This is a genomic window from Rhodoferax sp. P2_H8_2 (genome assembly GCF_056403235.1).
In genome coordinates, this window is sequence record NZ_JBFUFW010000003.1 from 1 (window position 1) to 17,881 (window position 17,881).

Consider the following 17,881-nt stretch of genomic DNA (forward strand, 5'->3'; position numbering starts at 1 on the left):
AGACCGGCCAGAACATTCCGGTCACCGGTGTGGTCGGTGGTGACGCCAAGGTCGGTGATACCGTCACCCTCACGGTCAACGGCAAGACGTTCACCGGCACCGTCGCCGCTGACAAGACCTTCTCCATCAATGTCCCAGGCAGCGATCTGGCAGCCGACACCGACCACGTGGTCGATGCTTCCATCACCACCACCGACGCCGCTGGCAACTCCGCAAGCTCCACCGACACCGAGTCCTACTCGGTCGCAGCTGCTGACACCACGGCGCCGACCTTGAGCGCTCAAACTTTCAACTATCTAGAGAACCGTGCATCCGGTGCAACTGTTGCCACCATCGTGGCATCGGACAACGTTGCCGTCACCGGCTACAAGTTCACAACCACCAACACCAACACCAGTGCGGATGGCTACTACCAGATCAGCAGCACTGGCGTCGTCACCCTGACCGCCGCAGGTGCGGCATCAGGCGCCAATGATTTTGAGACGACGCCAAACTCCCGCGTCTACTCGATCACAGCAAGTGACGCGGCCGGCAATTCGACCAATGCCAACATTACGTTGAACGAGACCAATGTCAACGAAGCCCCGGCCGGTGCCGACAAGACTGTCACGATCAATGAAGACAACAGCTACACCCTGGCGAGCGGGGACTTCGGCTTTACCGATGTGGACGGTAACGCGCTGGCGTCAGTTACCGTCAACGCGCCCAGCAATGGCACTTTGACATTGAACGGCGTAACCATTGGCGCAGCAACGTCAGTGACACTGGCACAGATCAATGGCGGATTGCTACGCTTCACACCGGCAGCCAATGCCAATGGTGCAGCGTATGCCAACTTCACGTTCCAAGTGAAAGACGACGGTGGTACAGCCAACGGCGGCATCGATACCGACGCGACCCCAAACCGCATCACCTTCAATGTGACCGCAGTCAATGACGCCCCCATCAGCGCCAGCGTCAACCTCAGCACCAACGAAGACACAAGCCGGGTATTCCAGCTCAGTGACTTTGCCTTTACCGATGTCGACACCGGCAATACGCTGCAATCGGTTCGCATTGCAACACTGCCGCTGGAAGGCAAGATCGAATACTTCAACGGTACGGCCTGGACAACTGTCAGCACGGCCAATACCGACGTCACTGCAGCCGACATTAGCGCTGGCAAGCTGCGCTTTACGCCAGACCTCAACGAATCGGGTGCAGACGTCTTTGGTGGCAGCGGAGTCGGCAACAAGGCCGCAAGCTATGCCACGTTCACCTTCCAGGTCGGCGATGGTACCGCCTTGAGCCCTGCGGTCACCGCGACCATTGACGTAAATCCGATTGCCGACGACCCAATACTGAGATTTGGCGGCGTGGGCATTGTCGATGGCTCCACTGTGATCTCGACGCCTCCGGCAAGTGAGGGGCTCACCACGCGCCTCTATACCGGCCTGGCTACGCTTAACCCCGCAGACGTGGACAGCACGGCCGAAGTTCAAACCATTCTGTCGCGATTGAATGCCGTAACCCCCGATACGACAACCGTATCCACAACTCCGCAAAACTATACGGCATCCAGCCCACCAAGTGGAATATCCACCGACGGGGCCTACCGGATATCCGGCCTGATTTATATGGAAGCTGGTAAGTCCTACACCTTCAGCTCTTACATGGACGACACTGCCGTCTTGAAGATTGGCGGAGTCGAAGTTCTCAACAAACCATATAACAGCTTCGGCAATATCACGGCAAACACCTTTACGGCGACGGCAGATGGTTACTACACCTTGGACTGGGTGGTCTACAACGGGGACGGCGTAGGTGCATTGAAGCCATACCTGAGCGTCAACAATGGCACTGCGCTGGACCTGACGACGGCCAACTTCAAGATTTACAGCTCGCTGACCCAACTCGAAACCCTGGGTGGTGTGCACGATCCGCTGGTCGGCAGCAACGGGGAAGGCTACTACCCCACCAGCAACAGCGGCGTGGAAGACGGCACGATCAAAATCTCGCCCATTACCTTTGCTTTGGCCGATACCGACGGCTCTGAGGCCCTGGTCAGCTTGTTTGCCAAAAACCTCACGGTGGGCACTGTGCTGTCCGATGGCACCAACAGCTTTACTGCGGCGGCCAACGGTGCAACCATCAACATCACCGGCTGGAACCTCAACACCATCACGCTGAAGCCACCAGCAAACTTCAACGGCACCTACACCCTGACCGTGGAAGGTACCGCCAAGGAGTCTTCTACCGGTGCACTGGGTGTCACCACTGTCAATCTGCCTATCAATGTGGCGGCGGTGAATGATGCGCCGGTCGCCGCGAATGACGTCTTGTCTGTGACCGAGGATTCTGGCAATTACAACTTGGCAGGTGATGTGCGTGGCAATGACGTTGATATTGATGGCGACACGCTCACCGTGCAATCCGTGACCGGCTTTAGCAACCGGGTTGGTGTCGATGTGGCAGGCAGCTACGGCACTTTCCATCTGAATGCCAACGGAAGTTACACCTATAACCTGGACAACACCAATGCCCGGGTCAATTCGCTGAACAGCGGCCAGACGCTGACCGAGACTTTTAGCTACACGGTGGCCGATCCGAGCGGCGCCAGCAGCACTGCCAATGTGGTGATCACCATCAACGGCGCCACCGATACCACCGGCGTTACGACGATCAACGGCACTGCCACTGCCAATACATTGACTGGTACCGCAGGTAATGATGCGATCAACGCGCTGGCAGGCAACGACAAAGTGGAAGCTGGCGCTGGCGATGACGTGGTCTATGCGGGTGACAGCAGCAACACGCTGACTTTTGCCAACGTTGCTGCCCACGCTTTCATGACCAGTGCTGATACAACGGGCAATCTGGTCAATGCGAGTGGCAACCTGCTGGTCTCCGAAGCCAATGCAGATGTGGTCGGGGGTGGTACTGGCAACGACGCGCTGTTTGGCGAAGCGGGTTCGGACTTGCTGTACGGTGGCACCGGCAATGACTACCTCTCCGGTGGCGATGGCATTGACGGCCTGCGCGGCGGCGCCGGCAATGACCGACTCGACGGCGGCAAGGGCAGCGACGTGCTGCGCGGGGATCTGGGCTCGGACGTATTTGCCTGGTCGCTTGGGGATCAAAACGCTACCCTGGGCACTGCCAACGCTGGCGCCGGAAATGCCTACGGCGTCGGCAACGCGATCAAGATATCCGGCACGACCGATCTGGTGATGGATTTCAGCAAAACCGAGGGCGATGCGCTCGACCTGCGTGATTTATTGCAGGGCGAGGCGCATCTGGGCCAGAACCCGGGCAACCTGGACGACTACCTGCATTTCGAGCTGTCCAACGGCCACACTGTGGTGCACATCAGCACCAGCGGCGGTTTCAGCGCGGGCTATGACGCGACCAAGGAAAACCAGACTATCGTGCTGCAGAACGTCAATCTGACGGTGGACTCCAACAACGTGACGCTACTCAATGACAACGCCATCATTCAGGATCTGCTGAATAACAAGCGCCTGATCGTTGATTAAGCCCCCACGCTCCGCCGCTACGCGGGTCGCTGCCCCCCCAAGGGGGCTAATTGCCTAACGGCGCTGGCCGCCAAGCGGTCCAGAGCACCTTGGGGCGGCCCGGCGGCGAATTGCCCCCGCTAGACCTGTGGTTCTCTTACGCCAGGTCCGGTGGCGCCATCAAAGCCTAGCGCTTTGATGGTGTCCCACTCGGCCTGGGTTGTCACACCTTCGGCCAGCACCTGCAGGCCAATGTTGTGGGCAATGCTGCACAAGCCTTTGAGAAATGCGGCGTTGCCGGCGTTGGCCTCGATGCCACGTACAAAGCTGGAATCCACTTTCAGATAATCCAGCCCCAAATCGTGTAACGCACCAATCTGGCTGAACTGATGGCCAAAGTGCTCAAGCCCGACGTGGCAGCCGGCTTTCTTGAGGCCCAGACAAAGCCCGCGGAACTCCGTCATGTATTTCAACGCGCCAGACTCTGCCACTTCCAGCCACAAGCGGGGTGCCAATGATTTGTGCTCCAGCAACTTGGCTGTCAACGCAGCGCGGAAGTCGGCGTCAGCCACCGAACTGGCCGACAAATTGATTGCCAAACCAGGCAACTTGGGCTGGGCCTCCAGTTCTTTCAGGCCCAAACCAACCGCTGCCAGATCCAGCGCCGGAGTCAGCCGCAGGCGCTCAGCCACTGGCAGGAAGCGGCCCGCAGGCACCCACTCGCCTTTCTCATCAAACATCAAACGCAACGGGCACTCGCGATGTGACAAGTCGCCGTCCACCTGCACGACCGGAAAGGAGATCAGGCGCACCCAGCCCTGTGCCAGCGCGCGCTGGATCATGCCCTGCCACTGTTCAGCGGTACGGGGCATTTCGTCGGCGGTATCGTTCATCGCTTCCTGCAAGCCATTGCCGCGCTCGGCCTCCGCACCGGCAAGCGCCAGATCGACGCGCGCCAGCAGCGCGCCCACATCGGTACCGTGCGCGAATTTTCCAAAACCCAGCCATGCAGTGGCTTGGTCTTCTACAAAGGGCGCGGCCACCTGGATCAGGTGCTGCAGCAAATCGTTGGCCAGCGTACGTGCGACGTTTTCCCCAGGCAGCAACACGGCGAAATCGGCGCCATTCAAACGCGCAGCCACCCCGTGGCCCACCTTGTTGGCGCATGTTTGCACCGCCTGCGCCACCACTTTGAGAAAGTCGTCAGTAGCACCACGTCCCAGACGGCGGTTGATGCCCGCCAGGTCGGCCAGACGCAACATGATCAGCGTGCCACCGGCTGAGTCATCGGCATCAATCAAATGCCGCAGGCGCCCCATGAAATAGCTGCGGTTTGCCAAGCCGGTCAGGCTGTCGAAGTTGGCCTCCTTGCGCACGCCTTCCAGCCGCGAAGCCTCTTCTTCAAACATCGATTTCAAACGCCCAACGGTCGCATTCATCGCAACGGCCAGTTGCTTCAACTCTGGCACCTTGGGCAACTCCACAGTGACAAAGCGCCGCTGCGTGATGGCCTGCGCCTGTTCGATCACGGTTTGCAACGGGCCTCGGATGCGCCGCAGCACCAATGAACCCAGCAGTCCGCCCACGATACCGGCCAGCGTCAACGCAGCCACCATTTCATAGGCACTCTTCCAAAGCGCGCCGTAGGCGAACCGACTGTGACTCACTAGCGAAACCGTGCCGAACTGCTTCCAGCCACTGCTGATTTGAGCCTGGCCTGGCGTCGCGTGGATGGGCAACAACTGGACAAACCAGTGGGGTGCGTCCAGTGCGCCGGTGTCGGCGACGCGTTCAACCATCACCTTGCCTGAGGGATCGAGGATGCGAATCGACTGGTAGTGCCCGCTGTCAAACAGCGAAGCCACCACCAGGTCGGCCATCACCGGGTCCGGATTGCCCTGGCTGAGCGACAGCGCCAACGCAGTGGCGTTGTCAGTGTTTTTGATGGTGAGCTGCGACTCAAGATAACTGCGCGCACTCAAAAGTGATGCCAGCAGGCCGCCGCTCAAGGCAAGCAACATGCTGGCAATGATGGCCAACCAGAGTTGTCGGTACATGGACATGGTCTAGCTCCGTAAATAAGTCATTTATTCAAAACCTTCTGCCTTGGCGCGCTGCAGCAGGTCTTCCCAACGTGACAGGCGCCCGGTGCCGGCGGCCGGCTTGGTCTCCTGCCCGGAGACTCCGCTGAACACGCCTTCACTGTTAAAACTGAACACCGGCACCAGATCGGGCCGGCGGGAGGCGGGTTTGATATCTCCCACCAAGTTGTCCAACACCAGTGGCTCAGCATCGGGCTGCGCGTAATACGCCAGCACCATGTGCGCCTGCATAGGCGCGCTGCTGTCACTGCCCGTCTTGGCCCGCACATAGATCAGCCGCAGCTTTTCGCGGGCGACCCCGGCCTCGCGCAGCGAGAAGTACTTGAAGATGGCAAAGTCCTCGCAATCACCCGCGCTTTTGCCCAGGGTCTCCAACGGCGTTGCCCAGTAGTCCAGCTGGCCCCAAATCGCCATGTCTTCGCCAAACAAGGTTTGCCGATTGACAAAGTCATTGACGCGTTTGAGCCGCTCGCTGTCCGTCGCACCAGCCAGATTGGCGACCAGCGTGCGCCAAGCGGTGAATTTGGGAGTGACCCCGGCACCCCAGCGCTGCACCGCATGGGCTTGCAATTGGTCGAAGTTGGAGGCTGAAAGTGCGGCGCTTACGACACCCAATAGCAGCAGCCAAGTCAGGCCGGATGCCCCAACATGACGTCGCCAAGCACTGGCAAACGCAGAGGTAACGGGACCGCGTAGCAATTGGAATGTCCGACGAGAAGATTGCGCCTACAGCCAGCCCTTTTCCCGGTAGTACCGCAGTGCGCCGGGATGCAGTGGTGCGCTCAGGCCGTTTTTCACCATCCTGGCGGGCTGCAAGCCAGCCAGCACCGGATTGCTTTGTTTGAGCGCTTCCAGGTTGTCAAAAACGGCGCGCACCAGCCCATAGACCTGCTCTTCGGAAGCCGACTCCAGCACCATCAAAGTTGCCAGTGAGCCGACCGACGCCACCGGCATCGTCTGGCCGGGATAGGTATTGGCGGCGATCTCGGTACGCTCGAAATAGGGCTTGCCAGCGATGAACTGGCTAATCTGTTCTTCTGCCAACGAGAGCACGCGCGCATCGCAACTCTTGGCCGTACGCATCACATTGGGCGCGGGGTGGCCCACCAAGTAGGCAAAGCCGTCGAGCTTTCTCTCACAGAGGGCATAACTTTGCTCTTCAATAGGGCGCTCCTGCGCGGTGGCGAAGTCTGCAGCGCTCCAGCCCACTGCTGCGAACAAGCTGTCCATGGTGACGCGACCACCGGATCCCGGCAGACCGCGGCTCAAACGCAAGCCCTTCATCTCTCCGAGTTGGCGTGCCGCAATGTCTTTACCCGCCACAATGGTCAGCACTTCCGGGTACAGCGAGAACACTGAGCGCAGATTCTTCTGTGCGCCTGCGGCAGCGAAGGGTCCGTTGCCCGAATAGGCGTTGTAGTGCACGTCGGCCTGTATCAATGCAAACGGGGCAACCCCACGGCGCAGCAGGGTCACGTTAGTGACCGAGCCTTCGCTGACCTCGACGGCGCAGCGCGTATTGGCCGCGCGGTCCTTGTTGAGCTGTCGGCAAATACTGCCAGCCACCGAGTAATAGACACCGTTGACACCGCCGGCGGCGATGGTCACCAATTGCGGCTGCGTTTGCGCCGTGGCCGGACCCAGCTGGCCGGCGATGAGCGCCAGCGCACAGAAGAAAAATCGCATAAGCGTGACAGTCATCGCATCGCACCTTTCGTGTCGTCGTCTAAACTAACCGGTTGGTCTTGAAGGGCTTGTATGGGCCTTGGCAACAGTCCTTGTCTTCCAGACTAGCATAGGCATATTAGCGCGCTGCATCTGAGATACTGGAAAGTTCGAACGTGATTCATTTGAGACACCTACAAAAAAACTGCCTGTTCATTGCAGGCCTGTGCTTCGTTGGTAGTGCCGCAATGGCCCAGTCACCGGGCAACCTCCGGGCAGCGATTGAACAGGCGGCGCTGCAAAACCCTGAGGTCAAGCTGCGCTATCACAACCTGCAGGCGGCCCAACACGACCGCCGTGCCGCGCAAGGCGGCTGGCTGCCCCGGGTTGATCTGGAAGTCGGCTCTGGCCGCGAACAGTACCAAAGCCCCAGTGTCCCTACCACCCAGACATACGCCAGCAACCGTGCGTCGCTGCAGTTGCGCCAGACCCTGTTTGACGGTTTTGCCACCAAATCTGAAGTGCGCCGCCTGAGCTACGCTGAGCAAGCCGCCTTCTACGAGCTGCTGTCCGCCAGCAACCAGACCGCACTAGAGGTCGGGCGGGCCTATATCGATGTGCTGCGGTTCCGCGAACTGGTCGAACTTGCAGGCAGCAATTACAACGCCCACCAGGAAGTGCACGACCGCATCGCCCAAAAGGTCGCCGCCGGCGTGGGCCGCCGGGTTGATCTGGAACAGGCCGCCGGTCGCATGGCCCTGGCCGAATCCAACTGGCTGACCGAGGTCAGCAATCTGCACGACGTGTCGGCGCGCTACCAGCGTCTGGTCGGGGATACCCCTGCCGAAGTACTGGCGCCGCTGGAACCACTGGGCGAATTCTTGCCGGTCGGTATTGGTTTTCTGAACGATGCGCCTCGCACCAACCCGGATTTCCTGGGCGCAGTGGCCAACATCCGCTCCTACCGGGCTGACCGCGATGTACGCGCCGCCAGCAAGTACCCCACGCTGGAACTGCGTGCACGCACCGGTACCCAGAACAACGAGAGCGGTGTGATTGGGCAGTACAAGGACTCAACGGTTGAGCTGGTCCTGAACTACAACCTGTTTCGCGGCGGCTCGGACGCTGCGCGGACCCGGCAGAGCGAGGCCAAGCTGGAGGCGGCTTTCGATTTGCGTGACAAGGCCTGCCGCGATATTTTTCAGACCGGCCAGATCGCCTTCAACGACTCGATCCGCCTGGTCAGCCAGCTCAAGTTGTTGTCCCAACATGAGCTGTCCACCTCCAAGGCACGCCAAGCCTACCAACAGCAGTTTGACATTGGCCAGCGCTCTTTGCTGGACTTGCTGGACACGGAGAACGAGCTGTACCAGGCGCGCCGCGCACTGGCCAATGCAGTCTATGACCTGAGTCTGTCTGACGTACGGGTACTGGCCGTCTCTGGCACGCTGCTGGAAGTCTTCAAGTTGCGACCGATGAACAGCTCCCTGCCCGAGGCGAGCGGCGGTAGCGAAGCCAGTGACGATGCGCTGCAGTGCAGTGACCGCATCATTCCGACACTGGTGCTCAGCCGCAATGCCGAAACCCGTTTTGAAGACCGCATTCCAGTGCCTCCGGTCAAACCTGAGCCGCTGCCAGCCCCTACCCCGACACCTACTTCGACACCTGCACCGGCGAAAGTCACCGAGGCCTGCCAAACCGAATTGAGCAACTTTGTAGATGCCTGGATTGGTGCCTGGAACCGCAAAGACTTTGCGGGCTACCTCGCCGCCTACGGCAGCAACTTTGTACCCGCCAAAGGACTGAGCCGAAGTGATTGGGAAAAATTGCGCCAGACACGCCTGAACAAGAAGGGCAACATCCGCGCCGACATCACGGGTACCAAAGCCTTGTCGTGCAACGTCAAGACCGGCGCAGTCTCTTTCTCGCAAAGCTACGGCTCCGACGATTACCGCGACACGGTTGAGAAAACACTGGATCTGGAGCAGGTCGGCAAGCAGTGGAAGATCGTGCGCGAAACCGTAACCAAGGGCCGCACTTTCTAACGGCAGACAACCCCAACAAAAAAGCGACCCTTGGGTCGCTTTTTTGTTGGCGCGTGGGCTTTAGAACGGAATATCGTCATCCATGTCATCAAAGCCACTGGCCGGGCGTGGAGCTGGGGCCTGGCGCGGGGCGGCTGCGGGTGCACGCGCAGCAGGCGGCGCGGGGCGACGCGGGGCCTGTTGCTGATAACCCCCTTCATCACCTCCATCACCACCGCCAGGACCACCCATGCCTTCACGGCCACCCAGCAACTGCAGTTCGGTGGCAACGATGTCCACGGTGTTCTTTTCCACGCCCGCCTGGTCGGTGTACTTTCCGTACTTCAGCCGGCCTTCCACGTAAATCGGGCGGCCCTTCTTGACGTACTCCCCGGCAATCTCGGCGAGGCGGTCGTAAAACGTGACGCGGTGCCACTGGGTGTCTTCGATGGATTCACCGGTGTTTTTGTCCTTGCGGCGGCTGCTGGTAGCGACGCTGACGTTGGCTACGGCCTGGCCAGAGGGCAAATAACGGATTTCGGGGTCGCGGCCGCAATTGCCGATGAGGATGACTTTATTGACGGATGCCATGGTTTTCTCCAATTTATGCTGCAGTTTATCCCGTCCGGCAAGCCGGTCTGCCGGCCCGCTTATCCAGGGTTGGACACGTGGGGGCGAACTTCACTATCATGGCAGGTTACTCTTTTGGCGGCCACGAACTTGAACTCTCCTATTGACGATAGCAAATACCTGGCCCGCGCCCTGCAGCAGCAAACCATCAGCGTACGGGGTGCGCGCACCCACAACCTGAAGAACATTGACCTCGATATCCCGCGCAATCAGCTGGTGGTGATCACCGGCCTCTCGGGTTCGGGCAAGTCCAGCCTGGCGTTCGACACGCTGTACGCCGAGGGCCAGCGCCGCTATGTGGAGAGTCTGTCTACCTACGCGCGCCAGTTTCTGCAGCTGATGGACAAGCCCGATGTGGACATGATCGAAGGCCTGTCGCCCGCGATCTCCATCGAGCAAAAAGCCACCAGCCACAACCCGCGCTCGACCGTGGGCACGGTGACCGAAATCCACGACTACCTGCGCCTGCTGTTCGCCCGCGCTGGCACGCCGTATTGCCCGGACCACGGCCTGCCACTGCAGGCCCAGACCGTCAGCCAAATGGTGGACGCGGTGTTGGCCTTGCCCGAAGACACACGGCTGATGATCCTGGCGCCGCTGGCGCGTGAGAAGAAAGGCGAGTTCCTGGATGTATTTGCTGACATGCAGTCGCAGGGCTATGTACGTTTTCGCATCAATGGCCAAGCCTATGCGTTTGACGAACTGCCCGCGCTGAAGAAAACCGAGAAGCACGACATTGATGTGGTGGTGGACCGCATCAAGGTGCGGGCCGACATGAAGCAGCGTTTGGCCGAAAGCTTCGAAGCGGCACTGCGGCTGGCCAATGGCCGGGCCATTGCGCTGGAAATGGAGAGCGACAGTCGCTCCGAAAATGATAGTGGCTTACGTACAACGGATAAGCCTTCCAGCTCGAAAGAGCACCTATTCAACGCCAAGTTTGCCTGCCCGGTCTGTAGCTACTCGATTGCCGAGCTGGAGCCACGCCTGTTCTCGTTCAACTCGCCGGTAGGCGCCTGTCCCAGCTGCGACGGCCTGGGTGCGCAGGAGTTTTTTGATCCGGCGCGGGTCGTCGCCTTTCCCACGCTGAGCCTGGCCAGCGGCGCCATCAAGGGCTGGGACCGGCGCAACGGCTATTACTTTTCATTGCTGGAAAGCTTGGCCAAGCACTACAAGTTCGACATTGACCAGTCTTTCGAAGCGCTGCCGGACGCGGTGCGCCAGGCCATTCTGTATGGCTCGGGCGAGGAAGAAATCAAGTTCAGCTATGTGATGGAGTCGGGCAACTTCGCTGGCAAGAAGATCAACAAGAAGCACCCGTTCGAGGGCATCCTCCCCAATATGCAGCGACGCTACCGCGAGACGGATTCGGCGCTGGTGCGCGAAGACCTGGGCCGCATGCGCAGCACGCAGCCCTGCCCGGATTGCAATGGCTCACGCCTGCGTCGTGAGGCACGCCACGTCAAAATTGGCGAGGGAGATCAAGCCCGCGCGATTTTCGAGATCAGCCACAGCACGCTGCGCGAGAGCTATGCCTATTTCACGCAACTCATCATGCACGGCGCCAAGGGCGAGATTGCCTCCAAGGTGGTGCGTGAGATTGGCCTGCGCCTGAAATTCCTCAATGATGTGGGTCTGAACTACCTCAGTCTGGACCGCAGCGCGGAGACGCTCTCGGGTGGAGAGAGTCAGCGCATCCGCTTGGCATCGCAAATCGGCTCGGGTCTGACCGGCGTGATGTATGTGCTTGATGAGCCCAGCATCGGACTGCACCAGCGCGACAACGACCGACTGATAGACACACTCAAACACCTGCGTGACATTGGCAACAGCGTGCTGGTGGTGGAGCACGACGAAGACATGATGCGCGCGGCCGACCATGTGATCGACATGGGCCTGGGCGCGGGTATCCATGGCGGGCGCGTGATTGCGCAGGGAACGTTTGACGAGGTCAAGGCCAACACCGAATCACTGACCGGCCAATACCTGGCGGGCACGCTGAAGATCGAGGTCCCCAAACGCCGCACCGCCTGGCTGCCTACCGTAGCCCCCAAGCCCGCAGAGAAGAAGGTAGCCTCCAAAGGCGCGCCCAGCAAGGCCGCGCTGGCGTGGGGCCAGCGCCAGGCACACCACCTCGCAACCCAAGGCGACATGCAGGCACTGCGTGTCGTCAAGGCATCAGGTCACAATCTGAAGGACGTCAGCGTTGAGTTTCCGGTGGGCCTTTTCACCTGCGTGACGGGCGTATCCGGCTCTGGCAAATCCACACTGGTCAACGACACGTTGTACGCCGCGGTAGCCCGCTCGATCTACCGCGCGCACGATGAGCCTGCGGCGCATGAAGCCATCGAAGGCATTGAGCATTTCGACAAAGTCATCAACGTCGACCAATCGCCGATTGGTCGCACGCCACGCTCCAACCCTGCCACCTACACCGGCTTGTTCACCCCGATCCGCGAGCTGATGGCCGAGGTGCCGGTGGCGCGCGAGCGCGGCTACGGGCCGGGGCGTTTTTCTTTCAATGTGGCTGGTGGCCGCTGCGAGGCCTGCCAGGGCGATGGCATGGTCAAGGTCGAGATGCACTTCTTGCCGGATGTGTACGTGCCCTGCGATGTCTGCGCCGGCCAGCGCTACAACCGCGAGACGCTGGAAGTGCTCTACAAGGGCAAGAACATCGCGCAGATCCTGGACATGACGGTGGAAGCCGCCTATGCCTTCCTGCAGGCTGTGCCCACCATTGCGCGCAAACTGCAGACGCTCTTGGACGTGGGCCTCTCCTACATCCGTTTGGGCCAGGCTGCCACCACCCTGTCGGGCGGTGAAGCGCAACGCGTCAAGCTGGCACTGGAGCTGTCCAAAAAAGACACCGGGCGCACGCTCTACATCCTGGATGAGCCCACAACAGGCCTGCACTTTGCTGACATCGCTTTGCTGCTCAAAGTGCTTCACCAGCTGCGCGACGCGGGCAACACCATCGTTGTCATCGAGCACAACCTGGACGTCATCAAAACCGCCGACTGGCTGATTGACATGGGGCCGGAAGGCGGCTCTGGCGGTGGCACCGTGGTCGGCGTGGGCACGCCGGAGGATATTGCCGCCAATCCCGACAGCCACACCGGGCGTTATCTGGCCCGCCTACTGTAAAGGGCACCTGCCGCAGTACCATAACGCCATGAGCAATCAACCCTCCCCGGGCGGCGCGCCGCTGCAAGCTATCAGCCTGATTGCCCGCCAGGCCATCGTGGACGCACGGCGCAGCATCGTGGCCTATGAGCTGTTTGACCGCTCCACGCAAACCCAGGCCCACGACGCCGGCAGTGACATCTCGCTGCTGTTCAATGCGATGGCCGACACCAGCAACGCGCTGGGTGTGCAGACCAAGACGCTGTTCATCAACCGCACGCACCACAGCCTCGTGGGCGATCACCTGGACATCGCAACCCCCGAAAAATTTGTGATCGAGGTCGCGCCGGTTGCGGGACACGAGCCCGAGGCCATTGCCAAGTTGCACACGACGCTGGCCGAGTTGCACGATCGCGGCTTCAAGCTCGCGTTTGACCATACGGTGGTGGCGCCCGCGTACAAGGACTGGCAGTTGCTCGCGCATTACGTCAAGCTGGACATGCAGGGCGTACCAGCCGACGTGCACAAGCCCTTGGCAGCTGCCATCAAGGCGCGCACCCAGGCCATACTGGTGGCCGAGAAAATAGAAACCCAGACGCAGTTTGTCGACGCGATGGCGCTTGGTGCGCAACTGTTCCAGGGCTACTGGATTGATCGCCCCGAAATCATCAAAACCAAGGTGGTGACACCGGCGCACGCCAGCGTGTTGCAGCTCTTCAACCTGGTGCGCACGCAGGCTGACATCGAGCACATCGAAACCCTGCTCAAACGCGATGCGATGCTGGGCTTCAACCTGATGCGCCTGATCAACTCAGCCGGTTTTGGGCTGACGCAGGAGGTGACTTCATTTCGCCACGCCGTGATGCTGATCGGCATGAAGCGCCTGTTGCGTTGGACCGCGCTGTTGCTAACGGCAGCGCGCACCAACGAAGCCTCGGCAGTGGTCGGCACCACCGCTGTAGTGCGGGGGCGGATGATGGAACTGCTGGGTGCGGGAACCTTGTCGCCGGAAGAATGCGAAAGCGCCTTTGTGGTCGGTCTGTTCTCGCTGTTGGATGACATGCTGGGCGTTCCCATGGCCGACGCACTGCAACTGCTGACGCTGCCAGCACCGATTACCGAAGCCATTGAGAACGGCACAGGCACGCTGGGCCGGATGCTGGCCTTGACCAAGGCAGCCGAGTCCTACGATGACGCCAGCTTTGCCAGCCTGGCCACTGAGCTGAACTACAGCAGCCACACCATCAACATGGCGCATATGGATGCAATCGTGTGGGCCGACTCTATCGGTTTATAGGAAAAATTGGCTGTAGCGCCCGTAGATATTGTGTAAACAGCTACTAAAATTGTAGCAATCGCTACGCCATAAAACCGAGATTGACCGGGTACCCGGTGCCGCCAAAGTGCCCGATGTTGGGCAGTATGCCCACCATCTCTGAATCCGCCACCCCAAACCAGCGCGCCAGCGTCGCCGCATATTGGTCCACCGCCGTGCTGGGCAGCAAACGTCCCTGACCCACATGCCACTGGTCTGCCGGTGCGTAATTGCCACCGCTGTCCTTGGTATCGCCCACGCTGATCGGTGGTGGCGCGCCGTAAAACGCATTGCCCTTGACCGCACCCCCCACAACGAAATGGTGACTGCCCCAGCCGTGGTCTGAACCATCACCGTTGGACGCCAAGGTGCGGCCAAAATCGGATGCGGTGAATGTCGTCACCTGATTGGCTACACCCATCTCCACCGTCGCGTTGTAGAACGCAGTCATGGCTGCGCTGACCTTGCCCAAGAGGCCACTGTGGTCACGGATAAGGTTGTCGTGCAAATCGAAGCCGCCAATGGAGACCAGAAACACCTGGCGGCGTGCACCCAATGCGGCCTGGCCCTTGATCAGCCGCGCGACCATCTTCATCTGTGGCCCCAGCCCATCCGTCGGAAACACCGTCGCAGGCGCAGCCGCGGAGAGTGCGGCTGTCACAGCGCTTTCAGCGCCCATCGCGCGCTTGGTTACGGTGTTGTATTCGTTTTCCAGTTTCTGGCTGCGTGGCTGCTGGATCAGCGTGCTGATGGCATCGCGCACCGCGGTGGAGCCATAGACCGCTGACGTAGCCGGCGCAATCTTGATGGCGCCGCTGGTGCTGAGCTGGTATTGCAGCGCCGTGTCGCCTGACAGGAACACCGCGTTGCCGGTGACCGACATACATGTGAAGATGGAGCTGGTGTTCAGGTTATTGGCAATGGCCAGATCACCGATATTGCCGCCCCAGCCGACCTTGGAGCCTTCCGGTGACGACGATTGCCAGATCGATTGTTGGTCGTTATGCGAAAACAGTTGCGGTGGCCGCGGGTAGGTAGCTCGGTCTGAACTGTTGTACTGCGCCCGTGTTAACGGCACCACCAACGGGCCGACATTCATTTGCACCGCGGCCTTGCCCGCATTGAACAATCCCGCCAGACCGGTCATGCCCGGGTTCATCGCAAACTGGCGTGTCTGCCCCAACACGTCCTGGGGTGCCACTGTAGGGGTCAACAGCGTCGCCGCCAGATCGGCCTGCGCCAGCGCAATGCCACCTGCCGTGCGGCCTGCACCACCGCCGCGGATGGTGCTGTACTTGTCGTAACTCGCGTTGTCATACGGAACGACCGTGTTCGCGTAGTCATTTCCGCCATAGAGGAAAACGCAGACCAGCGCCTTGTAATCGTTGCCGGGTGCGTTGAAGGCGGCGGCTTCGCCCATGGCCGCAAGGTTCAGTGCCAGCGGCAACGCAGTACCGGTCATTGCCAATTGGCCGGACCGACGAAGAAAAGCACGGCGGGTATGGAGCTCGGGCTGGAGAAAATGCATCGCGGCGCTCCTATTTCTGAACCAGGTATTCGGCAGACGCCATCACCATAAGCACAGCAGCACAGACCCGGTTGCGTTTGACGGCATCCGTACTGGTAGCCGTCACGGCAGTGGCATTCAGCGCGTTGACAATCAGTGTTTGCGTAGCGGCCGACAGCTGCCCGGCACACATCAGCTTGTTCAAACGCTGTACCAGCGCAGCCGTATCCAGCACCAACGCAAGCTCCGCGGTATAGGCGGCCTTGATATCGCCGGAATTGATGCCAGTGTTAATCACACCACTCATGTAGTTCAAGTAGCCACTCACGCTGGTCTCGTTGACCAGCTGGAACTCCGGCGCCACAGAACCCGCACTCAACGTCGTGGCAGGGGGCACATAGCCGGGGCGGAAAAAGTTGAATACCGATGGCGAACGCAACGGGCTTTGGCCCAACTGGCTTGCCGCATTGCTCAAATCGCCGATCTTCCAGGCGTCGGCAGCCGACGTGACATTGAAGGTACGCGCCCATTGCACAAAGCGCACCATGGGCTCGCGCAATTTGCCAAACTCTGTTTGCGTCAAACCACCCGGGCCACGCGCTTCGTCGTCCTGCAGGATCGCAGCAAACACCGCGGCCAGATCGCCGCGTACGCCCTTGCCGTTGTTGATGAAGATGGCCGCGACACGACTGACATAGGCCGGGCTGGGGTTGCTGGTGACCAGCCGCTGGATCATCTGCTTGCAGAAAAACGGGGCAGCGTTGGGATGGTTATGCAGCGTGTCCAGTGCCGTTTTCAGCGCGTCTTTCGCAGACGCCCCGGCGGGCACGTTGGCCCCTAGGAAGTTGGCCGCCAGCGTTGTGTGGTTGTTGCCAACCTGAATCATCGGCAGCTTGGCGAACGCGGTATTGCCGACATTGCGCGTGCCACCACCCGTTTGCGGAATGGCTGTCACCACGTTCTGGCTTTGGTCTAGGTCGTAGCCGGTGAAGACCTGCGCGATGTTGCTGACGTCGGCGGCGGTGTAGCTGTCGATCTTGTTGCCGCCCGAGAGCTTGGGTGTGCCGTCCTGGTTGAGTTGCACCAGGCCGATGGAGAACAACTGCATGACTTCGCGGCCATAGTTCTCATCGGGCTGGCTGCCCTTGCCATCGGCTTTCTTGTTGCCCTTGGTGTTCAGATAGAACCCCATCGCCACATTGAGCGTGACCGCCTCCAGCAGGCTGCGGTGGTTGCCAAATGCATGGGTATTCAACACATCCCACCACGCCGCCGCGCCATGGCTGCGCCAGCCGAAGTCCAGGCCATAGGCAGACACGACAAAGAACTCCGACAGCGCCAGCACCACGCGCTTGCGCATCGCATCGGGCGCTGCGATCAGCTGGTTCCAGGCCATGTAATCGCCCGGCGTATTGCTGTCGTAATAGTTCGCAGGGTTCAGCACATCGCCGTAGCCCTTGGCATTGAGCCAATCCCAACCCGTGCTCGACATCGGCGAAGCTATCTGCTGTTGCAGCCATGCGGCATAGCCAAGGGAGCGCACGGACGCAATCTCTGCATCCGATGCGGAAAACTGCGCCTGCAACAGAAAGCGGGCGGCCTCCTCATCGGTGCGCGCAGAAGGGTAGGCGTAGAGCGCCACGGGGGGTGGCGCCGGTGTCGGCACTGGGGTTGGAGTTGGGACCGGTGTAGGCGTCGGCGTGGGGGTCGGGGTCGGCGCAGGGGTAGGTGTTGGTGTTGGCGCAGGGGTTGGCGAGGGGGTAGGAGCTGGGGTCGATACAGGCAGCCCACTCTCCGAAGTGCCTCCTCCGCCTCCACCGCAGGCACTGAGCAGCGCCACCACGCCAACCGCTGCCGCGAACTTGGGAGCATCCAATGCAACCGCAGGCGGATCCATCACTTCAATACCCATGCTTTGCCCCAAATTTGAGAGATAGAGACCCAGGGGCCATCGTAGGCCGTATGTAGCCTACCGCACAGACAACTTGCAATGTGTTACTTCCCGGGTAACGCGTTTTAAACGC

The 17,881-nt window shown here is 60.4% G+C and carries 10 protein-coding genes; 4 read left to right on the top strand and 6 right to left on the bottom strand.

The annotated features are described in order from the left end of the window. A partial coding sequence (locus tag AC1DV6_RS05740; RefSeq protein ID WP_477975995.1) for a beta strand repeat-containing protein occupies positions 1 to 3,515 on the top strand: 3,515 nt, incomplete at its 5' end. A gap of 119 nt (positions 3,516 to 3,634) precedes the next feature. On the opposite strand, the gene AC1DV6_RS05745 is transcribed toward AC1DV6_RS05740, so the two are convergent. The 3 genes from AC1DV6_RS05745 to AC1DV6_RS05755 all read right to left on the bottom strand — a co-directional run bounded on the left by AC1DV6_RS05745 (position 3,635) and on the right by AC1DV6_RS05755 (position 7,297). Further along, a complete protein-coding gene (locus AC1DV6_RS05745) occupies positions 3,635 to 5,557 on the bottom strand; it encodes a bifunctional diguanylate cyclase/phosphodiesterase (protein ID WP_477975997.1) in 1,923 nt (640 codons plus the stop codon). Positions 5,558 to 5,581: 24 nt separating this feature from the next. After that, positions 5,582 to 6,211, bottom strand: a complete 630-nt coding sequence (locus AC1DV6_RS05750; RefSeq protein ID WP_477975999.1) for a transglutaminase-like cysteine peptidase — start codon at positions 6,209 to 6,211, stop codon at positions 5,582 to 5,584. 111 nt (positions 6,212 to 6,322) lie between these two features. Beyond that, the gene (locus tag AC1DV6_RS05755) at positions 6,323 to 7,297 is read right to left on the bottom strand and encodes a TAXI family TRAP transporter solute-binding subunit (protein ID WP_477976001.1); all 975 of its coding nucleotides are present in this window, start codon (positions 7,295 to 7,297) and stop codon (positions 6,323 to 6,325) included. Positions 7,298 to 7,509: 212 nt separating this feature from the next. Between AC1DV6_RS05755 and AC1DV6_RS05760 the strand changes: the two genes are divergently transcribed. Next, positions 7,510 to 9,306 (top strand): TolC family outer membrane protein, encoded by a 1,797-nt coding sequence (locus tag AC1DV6_RS05760; RefSeq protein ID WP_477976003.1) that lies wholly within the window; start codon positions 7,510 to 7,512, stop codon positions 9,304 to 9,306. Positions 9,307 to 9,366: 60 nt separating this feature from the next. On the opposite strand, the gene ssb is transcribed toward AC1DV6_RS05760, so the two are convergent. Next, entirely contained in the window at positions 9,367 to 9,876 is a 510-nt protein-coding gene (gene ssb / locus AC1DV6_RS05765; RefSeq protein ID WP_477976005.1) for a single-stranded DNA-binding protein, read from the bottom strand. 129 nt (positions 9,877 to 10,005) lie between these two features. Between ssb and uvrA the strand changes: the two genes are divergently transcribed. Then, positions 10,006 to 13,056, top strand: a complete 3,051-nt coding sequence (gene uvrA / locus AC1DV6_RS05770; protein WP_477976007.1) for an excinuclease ABC subunit UvrA — start codon at positions 10,006 to 10,008, stop codon at positions 13,054 to 13,056. Positions 13,057 to 13,084: 28 nt separating this feature from the next. After that, entirely contained in the window at positions 13,085 to 14,332 is a 1,248-nt protein-coding gene (locus tag AC1DV6_RS05775) for an EAL and HDOD domain-containing protein (RefSeq protein ID WP_477976009.1), read from the top strand. A 61-nt stretch (positions 14,333 to 14,393) separates the two neighbouring features. Here the strand turns inward: AC1DV6_RS05775 and AC1DV6_RS05780 are convergent, their stop codons facing one another. Both AC1DV6_RS05780 and AC1DV6_RS05785 read right to left on the bottom strand, forming a co-directional pair. Continuing rightward, entirely contained in the window at positions 14,394 to 15,878 is a 1,485-nt protein-coding gene (locus AC1DV6_RS05780; RefSeq protein WP_477976011.1) for a DUF1501 domain-containing protein, read from the bottom strand. 10 nt (positions 15,879 to 15,888) lie between these two features. Next, a complete protein-coding gene (locus AC1DV6_RS05785; protein WP_477976013.1) occupies positions 15,889 to 17,769 on the bottom strand; it encodes a DUF1800 domain-containing protein in 1,881 nt (626 codons plus the stop codon). Positions 17,770 to 17,881 lie beyond the last annotated feature (112 nt).

Bases quoted from the DNA above. Each gene is read 5' to 3' on its own strand.
- AC1DV6_RS05760 (WP_477976003.1), top strand. From the start codon at position 7,510: ATGGCCCAGTCACCGGGCAACCTCCGGGCAGCGATTGAACAGGCGGCG.
- AC1DV6_RS05785 (WP_477976013.1), bottom strand. From the start codon at position 17,769: ATGGGTATTGAAGTGATGGATCCGCCTGCGGTTGCATTGGATGCTCCC.
- ssb (WP_477976005.1), bottom strand. From the start codon at position 9,876: ATGGCATCCGTCAATAAAGTCATCCTCATCGGCAATTGCGGCCGCGAC.
- AC1DV6_RS05775 (WP_477976009.1), top strand. From the start codon at position 13,085: ATGAGCAATCAACCCTCCCCGGGCGGCGCGCCGCTGCAAGCTATCAGC.
- AC1DV6_RS05780 (WP_477976011.1), bottom strand. From the start codon at position 15,878: ATGCATTTTCTCCAGCCCGAGCTCCATACCCGCCGTGCTTTTCTTCGT.
- AC1DV6_RS05755 (WP_477976001.1), bottom strand. From the start codon at position 7,297: ATGACTGTCACGCTTATGCGATTTTTCTTCTGTGCGCTGGCGCTCATC.
- AC1DV6_RS05745 (WP_477975997.1), bottom strand. From the start codon at position 5,557: ATGTCCATGTACCGACAACTCTGGTTGGCCATCATTGCCAGCATGTTG.